Origin of the sequence: Myroides sp. 1354 (genome assembly GCF_030324495.1) — a bacterium.
In the GTDB taxonomy this organism is placed as follows: Bacteria; Bacteroidota; Bacteroidia; order Flavobacteriales; family Flavobacteriaceae; genus Flavobacterium.
Genome location: NZ_JACAGN010000008.1, coordinates 93,861 through 107,936 on the forward strand (window position 1 = coordinate 93,861; position 14,076 = coordinate 107,936).

Below are 14,076 nucleotides of genomic sequence, written 5' to 3' on the forward strand. Positions count from 1 at the left end.
GATGAAAAAGCTGAATATAGAGGAGAAATTTGATAATGAAGTAAAACAAAGACTGATTGATAGTCAGTTTATAGCTTCAGAAGAGACGATTGGTGCGGAAGAGTTTAATGACTTGGTCGCTAAGACAAATGAACTTGTGGAGAGGATGAACAAGCAGAAATCAGTACCTCAAGAAATTGAGGAAATTATCGGAACAGATGCTCTTCACTTATTCATTGATAGTTCAGCAGGAGAAAGCATAACGGCAGATTATATGCAAACGACACTAACAGCAACAGTAGAACGATATTTTAACGATTATAGTGATGAGGTGGTGTCTTGGCAGTGGTTTCGAGAATCAGGAGATTCAGTCGAAGACCGCGATTCCGATGCTATTTGGAGTCAGGGAAAAACAGAGCGAATGATTCATCTAACAGAAGAGGATTTTACAGGGAACATTCACCTCAGACCCATCGTATTTGTCTGTCAAGCGATGGTGCACAATCAACGTTTAATTGTTCAAACAAAGATAGGATAATGAAAAAGGGAGTTTTAAATATAAAAGTAGATTATAGACCACTCAATACGTATAAAAACGCAAAAATAATGAGTGGGAGTACAAGGCAGAATTACAATGCAAATACGCGTTATTTCGAACCAGATCGAAGGATTGATCCTTATGTTGTATGGGTTGAATGTGGGGTAAATGACGTACATAAGATTGTCAGTGGTTTGGTTAATAGTAGTTTAACGGATGTGAGCTGGAAAATATCATCTGCTACGGGCTATCAAGAAATTTTAACCACAGACAAGGAATTCAAGATTGGTACTGGCGATGAAAAAGGAAAAATCACCATCTTTAAAAATGTAAGTGATCTTGAACCCGTTACCCTTCTGTTTTCGGCTCGTTTTATCGACGCGACAACAAAACGTGTCGTAAATTTTCAAGAGTCATTCAATCTGGTAACCTTGCCTGTTGCTCAAGCGCCAATAGCGATTGAAACAGCTGCACCAGTAGGATACAATCTCTTTCCAACGGAAAATAATCAGGGGTTAATTTGCCAGGCGGATTTATACCAAGGCAAAGAAAAGGTACCTGCAGCTTACTGGTGGTACAAAGGAACCACCTTACTTACCGAGGCAAATGGATACAAAGGAACTGCCAAAAATCAATTATTTGTACCCGCATCAGCTCTAACAGCAAAGGGAGATATTTTCAAATGTGAAGTGGCGGATTGTTCGGAGTATTTCAATGGGTTAGTTCAACAAAAAGTAGAAGCGGATACTGAAGTAATTGAGTGGAGAAACTTATATCAAACTAGAGGGATGAATATACTCGAAGGCACAAGTAAAAGTTCTACATCAGTTAAATTTGAAGGATGGAATTTATATGCTTATAATTCAAGAAGTGTAGCAAAACCAAATACTTTTTATACTGCAAGTTATTTTGTTCAAAATTCAGATAAAAATATGACGGTTCGAATTTTTGAAGTTGGGAAAGATGGTATACGAATTAAAGAGAGTGATAATGGAAATATAATTCCTGCAGGTAGTAAAGGGGTTACTAGAGTGACAGTAAAAACTGGACCAGAGACTTATTTCGTAGAATTTGTTATTCGCAGAAATACTCCTTTATCAGATACTTCGTTGACTGTATTAGATTTTTCAGAAGCTAAATTAGAAGAAAGTGATATTTTTTCTAATTGGTCACCATCTAAAAAAGATCTACAAGATTTAACAGATAAAAAAACAGCGCAGTATAAATCAAATACGTCGCTTCCGGAAAACTATCGTCCCAATCCCAAACCAACAAAATTGTATACGGACACATTTATGTTGATGAAAAAGTTTCCAAAGTACGAAGAGGAAATTTTGTATCCGACTTCCGTATCGCCTGATTCCACAACAGTCCAAGTGGAAATGGTTTTAAATACGAGTGATGGTATTATCAAACAACCCGAGCGTTTCTTTTCTGTAGGATGGCTCAAACAAGCCAATGGAACCTTTAAATACAAAGGGTTTAAAGTGAAAATTGCCATTGCAGATATTAAAGCATTAAATGAGGCAAACAAACAATTGGACTACGAATTAAGAGAGGATTTAACATTAAAAGCATAAGACGTGATTTACATTATAATGAAGGAAGCTCAGGCTTTAGCAAAGGGAATAATTCCTGAAGGTCACTATTTTCCAACAAATGATGAACAAGTGATTTTTAAAAAAGATCTATTGACCATTCACAGTCAGCAAGGACATAGCATTGATTTTGAATATGAAGAATTAGAAACGGCGCAAGCAATAAATAAAATTGACACATGGAAATAGTAAGAGGATCGAGAACAATTAAATTGGGGAAAAAAGGAGATACCATCTCCAGTTCGTTAATTGCAGATAAACCATTGGTAGCCAAATACCAAAATAATGTAGCCGTTGGAAGTTGGGCAAATGCAGCTGAAAATCGTATCGTTTACGCACAAGTGTTAACCTCATTGACCAATACTCCACTTTCAACGACACAGTTAACTGCTGTAGTTTGGAAATTTAATGGGCAAGTCATCGCCAATACGGATGCGCGATTTGAAAAGACAACCTATAGTATTGGATCAATTCAAGTACCGGCATTGAAAATTAAAGCAGACATTATGAATGGGATTGATACGACAAGTTCAATCGAATTCAATGCTAATGCGTATACAGGTGGATACACCACGGCAATCACTGCCCTTATCAATGTGATGAAGGAGAATATTAGCGTCAACACCTATAGCGCCTATATTATTGATGCTAATGGACGTGGGGCTACTATTACAACAACCTATCCAACGGTTGCCTTAAAGGCAATATTAGAAAAGGGAGGTATTGCCTTAACAACGGGAATTACCTATCAATGGTATAAATCAACCTTAGATGAATCGCTGGATTTAGCGAATGATAGTGTTGCTGATAATCGCATGTTGTTACCTGGAAAAACAGCCCAAACGTTGACCTTAACGGCGGCGGATATTCAAACGTATGATACCTATTTGGTTGATATTTTTGAAAGTGGACAATTGGTGAAAACGGCGATGATGTCAGTACGTGATGAAACGGATTCGTTGGAGTTAATGTACAATGTGGAAGGAATTGAAGATGATTTGCAACCAGGAGGATCTATTAAATATACTCCTAAAGTAGTATACAGAGGAACCACAACGCCAGCTTCAGGTGTATGGACTTACAAATACCAAAAAATCAAACTCAATGGAACAAACGTAGGGGCTCAAACAACAGGAGCTTCATTAACCATCCGATATGCAGATATTGAAGCTGCAGCAGTGGATGAAATAAGCGTGCTATTTGAGGCAACTGAAAATTAAAACATATGGGACAAGTTAATGGATCTAGAACAATACGGCTAAGAGAGCGCATCAAATCGGTGCGCATTCAAGCTACGGCAACGCAGTTTCAAAACAATACGCCTTCTACCATTACATTAAAGGCAATACCCTATAATTTTACTGCTGTAAGTTATGCTTGGTATAAAGGAACGGGAACGACTGTGGTTGGAACGAATCAAAATTTTATTGTAGCCAATACGCAAGTTACAACAGTAGAAACCTATCGCGTAGTGGTGAAAAACAACCAAAATCAAGAATATGAAGATGTAATTTCTATTTCTAAAGTTGTAGATGGTCCTCAAGGACGTCCAGGTCAACTACCTATTCAACGTGAATGGGTGGCTGGTGATGCCTATCGAAACAATGATGAAGTGGTTGATTACATCTATCATCGTGCAACAGATAGTTGGTGGAAGCTAAAATCTGGTTACAACAATGTAACTGCTCAAATCAATCCAACGAATGAATTCATCCGATTGAACTCGATGGAGCAATTAGCGGTTAATTTGTTGATTGTAGAAAATGCAAATATCGCTGGCTTTGTTTTTAAAGATCAACAAATGGTTTCTCAATCGCCTACTCCCGCCAATCCCAATCTTGTTCTTGATGGCGTTAATGGACAGCTTAAAGCGATGAAAGGACAAATCGGAGAATTCAATATTAATGAAGGACTGGAATACAATAAGCAAGGATTTAGGATTGTAGGTCTGCAAGCAAAGGCTTATCAAAAATTTTTTAGATTTGATAGAGATGGACTTAAATTAATTAATGATGATTGGTATAATGGAATGTTCTGTTCTGAAAATGAAAGTGGTTTTATGCAGTGTAATATTGGTAATAATCACAATGTTCGATATGAAATTGAAACCGGTGGGGTTGATTACTACATGAAAATATTTGGTACTGGAAAATATCGAAATGAGACTTATAAGGCTGCTTTATGGATTCAAGCGGTTGCCCATGCTGTAGATGCTATTTTAATTGAGAGAGGGGGCATGACCATAAAAAACGGAGATTTAAATATAAAAAATGGAGTACTCAGAGTAAATGGAAGAATAATAAGTTAGTATAGAGTATTTAATTGATATTAGAATGAATATACAGATTATGTTTTAAGGTATTAAGGTCTGTTGTGCTTGATTATTTATTAGAATCAACGAACATTAATAATTAAAAAAAGATAGCATTGTATATAAAAACACATAAATTAAATTTTATGTGTTTTTTATTTTTTAGATAAAATAATAATCACTTCTGATTTTTTTTAAAATAACTTCTAAACAGAAAACAACCCAAAAATTTATGTCTTACCTTAGCAAAAGGGAAAAAAAGAATTAAAACAAGGGGGTATGTCGGTAGAAAATGTTGGAATACAGGATTTTATTGAGAATTATAAGGCAACGGATCGCGATTGGTTGGAATTAAAATGGAATGGAAAATTCGGTGCGAAGTTCAAAGATGAGAATTACATCTTTAGGCAACAGATTGCAAACATCGTTTGCGATCAGATTCACACGGTGAATCTCGATTTGATACGAGACTTATTTATTGAATTAGGTAAAGCAGCTCAGGTGAGCTTTTCCGTTTTTAAAAACTACCATATTTTAGCCCAAGAACTCTTAGAACGCGGAGGTAAACACTATCTTTTTGATTACATCTGTGCGGCGCATATTTCCTTTGATACCTTTTTGAGTACAGCTAATATTCAACTTTCACCAGAGCGAACAGATGAAATACTATCCCATTTCGATTTCTTGAAGCAAACGGAATCTGATCCTCAAGTACAAAAAATGTTGACGGATCACATCCGCAGTCGTTTCGTAAGCCTACAAGAACTGAGTTAGGCAGTAAATCAATAAACCCACTAAGGTGCCGTTAATTCGGATAAATTGCAAATCTTTACCCACTTCGAGTTCGAGTTTATCGCTGAGTTCTCGACCATCCCATTGATCCACCGTATTGCGAATCAAGGTACTTACTTCCTGTGTATTGCGTAAAGCTAATCGATAGAGCGTTACCTGTGTCCATTGATTAAGGCGCTCTTGTAAATCTGTATCTTGTTCCAACTGTTGACCAAGGGATTGAATGGAATTTTTGATATAAATGCGCAAAGTAGAGTTTTCTTCTTGCAGTTGATCAAGTAACGTTTTTTTAGAGGTTTGCCAAAAATCAGTGAGGTATTGATGGATGACTTCTGCTGTTACAAATTGATGAAGCAAGTCGTGTAATTTTGCTTTCCAAGTGGGAGAAGTAGCTATTTCTTGGATAAGTTGTGTTAACTGTAAGGTAACTTCTTCTCTTACTTTATGCTGTTCATTGGTCTGAATATCCTCCAAGAAAGCGTGTAGTCCTTTAATTAATTGATTGGTAACCGTTTTGCCACCCACTAATCCCAACAGTGGTTTTTTCTCCACAATTTGATTGTAAATTTCCTCCCGATGATTGTCAATGTATACTTGGATTTTAGGGAGAACTAAAGTAATGAGTCGATTGTGCTCATTTTGTTCTACCGCATAGTGAATCCCTTGTGCAAGCAACTGTTGAGTATTGATTTGATCGATGCCTTGTTGGGCTTTTTGGGTTAGAAAATCGATGATTCGTTTTTCATCTAAATCTTTAACAATCGATTGAAGTAGAAAAATGAGCTCTCGCTCTAGGAGTAGTTGATTTTTGGGTTGATTCAACCAAGTAGATAGAAAATGAGCGAGTTGAAGCTTGTCAATATAAGGACGTATGGTAGCAGGGGTAAGAAAATTATCCGTTACAAAAGAACCGAGATTATCGCCAATGTCATTTTTCTTGTTTTCAATTAGATTCGTATGAGGGATTTTAATCCCCATCGGATGTTTAAACAAAGCGGTAACGGCAAACCAATCCGCTAAAGCACCCACCATTGCTGCTTCAGAAAAAGCTTTGACATAGCCCATCCAACTGGCTGGATTGTGTTTCAGTGCATATACCATCCCAAGGTAAATCCCGGCCATGAGTAAAAACAATCCAGTGGCAATTCGCTTGTGTAGTTGAAGTTGAGCTTTTTTATCTGTCATTATCAGTTATGAGTTATCAGTTATCAGTTGAACATCCCTAAATACGGTTGACCGTTTTTTAAACATGATTTAGTACTAAAGATATGATTTTTCTAATGAAGAAATCCTTCAACAAACGACAAACAACTCACAAACAACTCACAAACAACTCACAACAAACAACAAACAACAAACAACAAACAACTCACAACTCACAACTCACAACTCACAACCAACGACAATCACGCTCAAAATCGCTCTTTCACCTGAAAGGAAACCGTTTCATAGGTTTTGGGGTGTTTAAACGTTATAGATTCTGCATGTAAAAATAAGCGACTGCTCTTTGTGCCGTACAAATCATCCCCAACAATAGGGGTATTTAATCCCAGAGGATGAGAGGCATGCATGCGCAATTGGTGTGTTCTTCCCGTAATGGGGTAGAAGTATACTTTTGTTTTTCCGTCTTTTCGTTCGATGACTTCCCATTTGGTTTTTGCGGGTTTACCGTGTTCAAAGCATACCATCTGACGGGGGCGATCCTCAAGATCCACGCGTAGCGGTAGCTCAATATAGCCTTCATCTTCTTGAATAAGCCCATCTAATAACGCAACATAGCGCTTGGTTACTGTTTTTTTGATGAATTGACTTTGTAGTGCTTTATGCGCTTCTTTGTTTTTAGCAATGACTAAAATACCTGAAGTGGCCATATCCAAGCGATGAACAATAATCGGTCCAGTCGCTTTAGGATATCGGATTTTCATTCGCTCGTAGATTGAATCTTGAATATAGATACCGGGAACACTTAAAAATTCTTCGGGTTTATTGACGATGGCAAAATCTTCATCTTCGTAAATCACTTCAATCGGACGTTGTAATTCGGGATTGACAAGTAGCGGATTATCATCTACCTCTAGTCCTTGCAACATATGCCCGAGAATCGGTTCACATTTACCTCGACAAGCTGGGTAGTAGTGTTGGTGTTTGCGAATTTCAGATTTCGGTGATTCTCCCCACCAAAATTCCGCCATAGCAAGAGGTGTATAACCGTTGAGGTAAGCGTATTGCAATAGCTTTGGTGCAGCACAATCACCTGCTGCTGCAGGCGGTTGCTGTAGAGCCGTTTGTTCAAAAATATCCAATAAATCTTGCTCTTCTTTGTTGTAATTAAGAAAGCGATATTGTTGAAATAACTTGCGTTGTAAAGCATTGGATTTTTGCTTTCGCTCCTCTTTTAAATTAGAAAGATGAAGGTCAAAATCAGCAAGGAGCTGTTGGGTTGTAGCAATTTGCTCTTGCCAGTAGACAGTTAGTACACGCAATTCGTGTTTGTCGCGTAAACTCTGTTTGATTAAGTCCTCATTGAAAATTTCAAAATCAGTAGAGCTAAGCAAGAGAATCTGAGTCTCTCTTTCTATTTTACGCGCTTGTTTGAGCTGTTTAAGTGCCTCTTTTTTCTGTGCTAATGCTTCTTTTTCCTCTACTCGTTGTGTTTGTAAAAGACGTTTGGCATTTTGGTAAATATTGTCCTGTTGTAGTTTCTCAATTTTAGCATTGATGGCATTCAAAACCGCTTCTTCTTTAGCGAAAAAGCTGTCTTTGTTCCACAAATCAAATACAGGAGGAACAAAACCATCCAAATGGGTGTAATTTCCCAATTTCCCAGAAAAACCACATAAATAACCCAATTCACCTTTTGAATTTTCTACGAGTAATACCCCAAACATTTTACCAGCAACTAAACACTGCGAATTTGTTGGATCGAATAAAGGGGAAATTAAAACATGCGTTTCCAATTCGCGTTGCAACTCTTCACTGGCCACAATACTCAAGGGATGAGGCTCATAATAAAACGGGAACGTGAATTTTTTTGGTTTATTGATTAGTGAAATATCCGATTGAAATTGTCTAAAAGCTACATCAGGAATCGACATGGGTTTGAATTTGATTGCCACAAAATTACGGATTATTCGCAGAGGAACAATTGGAATTTTTGGAATAAAGATATTCCGTTTTTATGTTAAAAGAAGTATCTTGTCCCTTTGAAATAAACGAGATGAAAAATCCTTCCACTTATCAAGCACCTACGCATTTAACCTCTTTTGTATCCTATGAAAATTCAGCGTATTTTCAAGAAATGATAACGATTGAATGGCGTGGGCAACTACAGTCTTCTTCCCAAGGGAAAAAGTTTAAAATTCACTATTGTGGTGAATATGCAACCGACATTAATCTGTTGGTAAATGATGAGGATTACCCTGTTTTAGTCTATGCTGAAGATATAGAAACACAAGAGCGAATTTTGCTTTTTGACTATGCAAAGCACGGTTATGATGCGATGTTTTGCGAGGAGTATGAGGAAGAAATCCTTCAAGAAAGGGATGGGCAATTACAAGAATTGGAGTTAGGAGGAGAGCATACCTTTGAAATTATCGCTTACGCCTATCACAACATCGATTATGAGGAAGAAATGGAAGAATTTCTAAATGAAAACAATGAAATTGAGTTGCTTTCAGGGGCTGTTATTGCACCAGAAGAATTGAAACGCAACGGATTTGATTTCTTTGGAATCGACGTTGTCAACCAAGATGGAAATCGACAGACGATTGTGGAATTTGAATTGGCTTAATTCAGATACAATTTCAACTGATAAAGGAAAATATCACTTTCAAAAACGGCAGTAAAAATCACAATTACAAGATTATTTTTAAAAAAGACTATTTTCCTGCTTTTGCTTTTTGTGACTTAAGGAGTTAAATAGTATCTTTGGCGCTTCAAAGGATTAAATAATACCGATATGTTTGATAATTTAAGCGATAAATTAGATAAAGCCTTTCATATTCTTAAGGGACATGGTAAGATTACAGAAGTAAACGTTGCAGATACTTTAAAAGAAGTGCGTAGAGCCCTTTTAGATGCCGACGTAAACTTTAAGATTGCCAAAGATTTTACGAGTAAAGTAAAAGATAAAGCCCTAGGACAAGATGTATTGACTACGCTTCAACCAGGTCAATTGATGATTAAGATCGTGAAAGACGAACTTACTCAGTTAATGGGAGGTGAAGCTGCTGGAATCAACTTATCTGGAAATCCATCTGTTATTTTGATGTCAGGTTTACAAGGATCAGGTAAAACAACCTTTTCTGGTAAATTGGCTAACTTCTTAAAAACAAAAAAGAATAAAAAACCTTTATTAGTAGCGTGTGACGTATACCGTCCTGCAGCTATTAATCAATTACACGTTGTTGGAGAACAATTGGGTATTGAGGTGTATTCGGAAGAAGGAAATAACAATCCAGTTCAAATTGCAGAGAACGCAATTAAACACGCAAAAGCAAATGGATTCAACGTTGTGATTGTCGATACCGCTGGTCGTTTGGCTGTGGATGAGGAGATGATGACGGAGATTGCTAATATTCACAAGGCAATTACACCACACGAAACTTTATTCGTTGTGGATTCCATGACGGGACAAGATGCCGTAAATACTGCAAAAGCATTTAACGATCGTTTGAATTTTGACGGGGTAATCCTAACAAAATTAGACGGGGATACAAGAGGTGGAGCTGCCATTTCAATTAAATCAGTTGTAAACAAACCAATTAAATTTATTGGTACAGGAGAGAAAATGGACGCAATCGACGTTTTCTATCCAGAGCGTATGGCTGATCGTATTTTGGGAATGGGAGACGTTATTTCCTTAGTTGAACGTGCACAAGCACAATATGACGAAGAGGAAGCGCGTAAAATCCAAAAGAAAATTGCGAAAAACGAGTTCGGATTTGACGATTTCTTATCGCAAATTCAACAAGTGAAAAAAATGGGTAGCATGAAAGACTTAGTAGGTATGTTACCAGGAGTTGGAAAAGCGTTGAAAGACGTAGAAATTGAAGATGATGCCTTTAAACACATCGAAGCGATTATCCACTCGATGACACCCAAAGAAAGAGCTACGCCTTCTGTCTTAGACGCAAAACGCAAGCAGCGTATTGCCAAAGGATCAGGAACGGATATCCAACAGGTCAACCAATTGTTGAAACAGTTCGATCAAATGAGTAAAATGATGAAGATGATGCAAGGAGCAAAAGGAAAGAATTTGATGCGAATGATGGGACAAATGAAAGGAATGCAATAAATAATAAAAAGAAGGTTTAAGGTTCAACGCGAAGTTTAAACCTTCTTTATTTTACATACAACAACACACTAATTATTACGATTTAATGCAACTACTAGACGGAAAAAAGGTATCGGAAGATATCAAGAATGAAATCGCTGCTGAGGTTCAACAAATGAAAGCTCGCGGTGAAAAAGTACCTCACTTAGCAGCAGTGCTTGTGGGAAGTAACGGAGCAAGTTTAACTTATGTAGGAAGTAAGGTAAAATCATGTGAGCAAATTGGATTTGAATCTACTTTGGTCGCTTTACCTGAAGAAACGACAGAAGAAGAATTGTTAGCGAAAATTAAAGAATTGAACGTTGACCCAGCAATCGATGGTTATATCGTTCAATTGCCTTTACCGAAACACATTGACGAACAAAAAATCCTAATGGCTGTAGATGCAGACAAAGACGTGGATGGATTCCATCCAACAAACTTTGGAAAGATGGCCTTGGAAATGGAAACATTTTTACCCGCTACTCCTTATGGAATCATGGAATTACTGGAGCGCTATAAAGTAGAAACAGCAGGTAAAAACGTGGTGGTAATCGGTCGTTCACATATTGTAGGTCGTCCAATGAGTATCTTGTTGAGTAGAAAAGGATACCCTGGAGATGCAACAGTAACTTTAACACACAGCCGTACTAAAGATATCGCTGCTATTACAAGAGAAGCGGATATTATCATCTCTGCATTGGGAGTGCCTTACTTCTTAAAAGCAGATATGGTTAAAGACGGTGTAACCGTGGTTGACGTGGGAATCACACGCGTACCAGATGCAAACGCTCCAAGAGGGTATGTAATCGCTGGAGACGTTGATTTTGATGAGGTAAGCAAAAAAGCATCTTTCATCACCCCAGTACCTGGTGGAGTTGGTCCAATGACTATTGCCATGCTATTGAAAAATACACTTTTAGCTCGTTCAAGAAGAGCGAAAAAGGGAGAATAATAGGAATGAAAATCTGTTTGATTTAATATAAGTTATTTAGAAAAACCACTGTTAAATCAGTGGTTTTTTTGTTTAAAATTATTTTATATTTTAGTAATTGATAAAATCTGTTAGTTTGGAAAAAATATATAAGTATCGCCCTCTTTCTAGTTTTTTGTTTAAAGAATTATTGTATCAAGAATTATATTTTGCATCTTATACTGAGTTAAATGATCCACTTGACTTAAGTTTACTACTAGAATTTACTATTACTGATAAAGAAGATGTAAGTTATTTAATTTGGTTTTTATTTAAAACTAGTTTGGATATAGATAATGAGAGTGAGAAACTTGTTCAAATAAATTTAATTAACTTTTATAATGATGATGTTTTATTTCATCAATTGAAAGAGGAAATTTACAAAAATGTTCAAAATTTACAGGAACCTATCTATGTACATAAAATAATCGATATCGTTCAAAAAGCCATTAAAAAAACTAGAATAAATGTAGTATTTAACCTTTCTTCCTTTACCAAGGAACTAGAAAGGTTAACAAGTAAATTTTTTCAAAATAGTTATGTCACATGTTTTTCAGAAACAAATGATAATTATTTAATGTGGTCACATTATTCAAGTAGTCATAGTGGAATTTGTTTAGAGTTTAGTTCTGAGTATAGGGGAGACTTTGCGTATGAAAGTAAAGAGTTAAGAAATCCGAATGCTAAAAAGTATGCTGAGAGAGCGTCTGAATGGGATATGAAATCTATTATTTATAAAGATCAGATTTGGAAGGTAGCATATTCTAATGAACAGTCATATGTGAATTTTTTTAAATTTAGAGCAGTTTTTGAAAATGAATTTAATTGTGATTTAATCGGATTATCTAAAAGTTGGACACATGAATATGCAAGAGAACTGCAAAGATTGTTATGTGTAAAAACAAAAGCATGGGAATATGAAAAAGAATGGAGAAGTGTTAGAATTAATTTTGATAGAAAGTTAGAATCAGAAGAGAGAATAGACTATTATCCTGTTGAAGCGTTAACAGGAATATATTTTGGTGTAAATACTCCTGAAAGTGTTAAAATACGAATTTTAAGAATAATGAATCGAAAGAACTCAAAAGTAAATTTTTATAATTCCGTATTGGAGAATAATGGTGATATGTATTTTATTGATTGGGATTATAAAGATGAATAAAAAATAGAAAACATGAAAAGCGAAAATATAAAATGGGCAGCTTTAGTGCCTGAATTAGTTGTTTCGGATATAAAGACGAGTTTACAATTTTGGTGTGACTATCTTGGTTTTGCTATTTTATATGATCGCCCAGAAGAATTCTTTGCCTATTTGATATTAGGCGAAGCTCAAGTGATGCTAGAACAATATGACCCAACCGATCGCAGTTGGGAAACAGGACCAATGGAAAAACCCTATGGTAGAGGTATCAATTTTCAAATTGAAGTAGAAGCGGTAGCTCCAATATTGGAGCGATTGCAACAAGCCAAGTACCCCTTGTTTATTCCTTTAGAAGAACGTTGGTACAGAGCCGATGATATTGAATTTGGACAGCAACAATTCTTAGTGCAAGATCCCGATGGTTATTTAGTGCGCTTAATCGAAGACTTAGGAGAGCGTAAAAGTAAGGTTATGAGTTATCGGTTATGAGTTATCGGTTATGAGTTATCGGTTATGAGTTATCGGTTATGAGTTATCGGTTATGAGATTTTCTGATTGAAGGGATATTTTTCGTTGTTAATGAAAATTTTCACACCATCACAAACCTTACACCATCACAAACCCCCAAAAAAATGCAAATACTACACTTTTCAATCCAGCAAGAAATCAACGGACAGTTCATTTCGTTATTTCCCACAGTAATCAAAACGGCAAGTGAAGTTGTATTGATTGATTGTGGCTATGAAGAAACTTTTGAGCAATTTAGAAGTGAATTAGCGAAGCTATCGATTGAGATAACAGATATTACAGCTATATTCATCAGTCATGATGATATTGATCACTTAGGAGGATTAGCGTTGTTCTTACAAGAAAATCCCAACATAAAAGTATATAGTAGTACTATAGAAAAGCCTTCAATTTGTGGTGAAATCAAAGCAGAGCGCTTGATACAAGCCGAAAATTCGCTAGCGCATCTACCAGAAGACTATCGTCCTTGGGCAGAAAGTTTTATTGCTCAACTGAAAAAGATCAAGCGCTTTCCTGTCAATCAAACCTTTAACGATGGAGATTTTGTATTAGAAGGTTTACAAGTGATTGATACACCTGGTCATACCCAAGGTCATATTTCTTTATTGGATGTGGCAAATGGTGTTTTAATTGCCAATGATGCTTTGGTAGTAGAAGAAGGACAACTCAATATTGCCAATCCACAGTTTACCTTAGATTTACCTCAAGCGATTCTATCTGTTCAAAAGATCAAAGCGTTACAGTCGAAGAAAATTATCTGTTATCACGGCGGGATTCTTGAAATCAATATACAAGAAGCTTTAGAAAAACTAATTCAGCAATACAGTTAGTTTAGAGCCTATTGTATGATATATCATTCATAATGGATGTTTTTTAGGCTTTATGCGTTATATTTCGCACAT

14 protein-coding genes are annotated in these 14,076 nt (G+C 36.3%); 12 read left to right on the forward strand and 2 right to left on the reverse strand.

Going from position 1 to position 14,076, the window contains the following annotated elements:
- The first annotated feature begins 1 nt into the window (after position 1).
- The 6 genes from HX004_RS10255 to HX004_RS10280 all read left to right on the forward strand — a co-directional run bounded on the left by HX004_RS10255 (position 2) and on the right by HX004_RS10280 (position 5,200).
- Positions 2–517, forward strand: coding sequence for a hypothetical protein (locus tag HX004_RS10255; RefSeq protein WP_286442397.1), 516 nt, complete (start codon positions 2–4; stop codon positions 515–517).
- A gap of 68 nt (positions 518–585) precedes the next feature.
- Entirely contained in the window at positions 586–2,097 is a 1,512-nt protein-coding gene (locus HX004_RS10260; RefSeq protein WP_286442398.1) for a hypothetical protein, read from the forward strand.
- A gap of 3 nt (positions 2,098–2,100) precedes the next feature.
- Positions 2,101–2,304, forward strand: a complete 204-nt coding sequence (locus HX004_RS10265; protein WP_286442399.1) for a hypothetical protein — start codon at positions 2,101–2,103, stop codon at positions 2,302–2,304.
- Entirely contained in the window at positions 2,295–3,335 is a 1,041-nt protein-coding gene (locus HX004_RS10270) for a hypothetical protein (RefSeq protein WP_286442400.1), read from the forward strand. The genes HX004_RS10265 and HX004_RS10270 overlap by 10 nt, the downstream gene beginning before the upstream one ends.
- Before the next feature lie 5 nt (positions 3,336–3,340).
- Positions 3,341–4,423, forward strand: a complete 1,083-nt coding sequence (locus tag HX004_RS10275) for a hypothetical protein (RefSeq protein WP_286442401.1) — start codon at positions 3,341–3,343, stop codon at positions 4,421–4,423.
- Between the two features lie 282 nt (positions 4,424–4,705).
- Complete coding sequence (locus tag HX004_RS10280) at positions 4,706–5,200, forward strand: hypothetical protein (protein WP_286442402.1); 495 nt, start codon at positions 4,706–4,708, stop codon at positions 5,198–5,200.
- On the opposite strand, the gene HX004_RS10285 is transcribed toward HX004_RS10280, so the two are convergent.
- Both HX004_RS10285 and HX004_RS10290 read right to left on the reverse strand, forming a co-directional pair.
- A complete protein-coding gene (locus tag HX004_RS10285; protein WP_286442403.1) occupies positions 5,183–6,403 on the reverse strand; it encodes a DUF445 domain-containing protein in 1,221 nt (406 codons plus the stop codon). The two genes, HX004_RS10280 and HX004_RS10285, sit on opposite strands and share 18 nt — an antisense overlap.
- A gap of 227 nt (positions 6,404–6,630) precedes the next feature.
- Complete coding sequence (locus tag HX004_RS10290; protein WP_286442448.1) at positions 6,631–8,313, reverse strand: RluA family pseudouridine synthase; 1,683 nt, start codon at positions 8,311–8,313, stop codon at positions 6,631–6,633.
- A gap of 83 nt (positions 8,314–8,396) precedes the next feature.
- Here HX004_RS10290 and HX004_RS10295 point away from each other — a divergent pair, with 83 nt between their 5' ends.
- The 6 genes from HX004_RS10295 (at position 8,397) to HX004_RS10320 (ending at position 14,004) form a co-directional block, all read left to right on the forward strand.
- On the forward strand, positions 8,397–9,008 hold the full coding sequence (locus HX004_RS10295) for a hypothetical protein (protein WP_286442404.1): 612 nt from the start codon (positions 8,397–8,399) through the stop codon (positions 9,006–9,008).
- A gap of 168 nt (positions 9,009–9,176) precedes the next feature.
- Positions 9,177–10,514, forward strand: a complete 1,338-nt coding sequence (gene ffh / locus HX004_RS10300) for a signal recognition particle protein (protein ID WP_286442405.1) — start codon at positions 9,177–9,179, stop codon at positions 10,512–10,514.
- A gap of 85 nt (positions 10,515–10,599) precedes the next feature.
- Entirely contained in the window at positions 10,600–11,487 is an 888-nt protein-coding gene (locus tag HX004_RS10305) for a bifunctional 5,10-methylenetetrahydrofolate dehydrogenase/5,10-methenyltetrahydrofolate cyclohydrolase (RefSeq protein ID WP_286442406.1), read from the forward strand.
- A gap of 115 nt (positions 11,488–11,602) precedes the next feature.
- Complete coding sequence (locus HX004_RS10310) at positions 11,603–12,667, forward strand: DUF2971 domain-containing protein (protein ID WP_286442407.1); 1,065 nt, start codon at positions 11,603–11,605, stop codon at positions 12,665–12,667.
- 12 nt (positions 12,668–12,679) lie between these two features.
- Entirely contained in the window at positions 12,680–13,135 is a 456-nt protein-coding gene (locus tag HX004_RS10315) for a bleomycin resistance protein (protein WP_286442408.1), read from the forward strand.
- Positions 13,136–13,278: 143 nt separating this feature from the next.
- Positions 13,279–14,004: an MBL fold metallo-hydrolase gene (locus HX004_RS10320; RefSeq protein WP_286442410.1), complete on the forward strand. Its 726-nt coding sequence runs from the start codon at positions 13,279–13,281 to the stop codon at positions 14,002–14,004.
- The last annotated feature ends 72 nt before the right edge of the window (positions 14,005–14,076 follow it).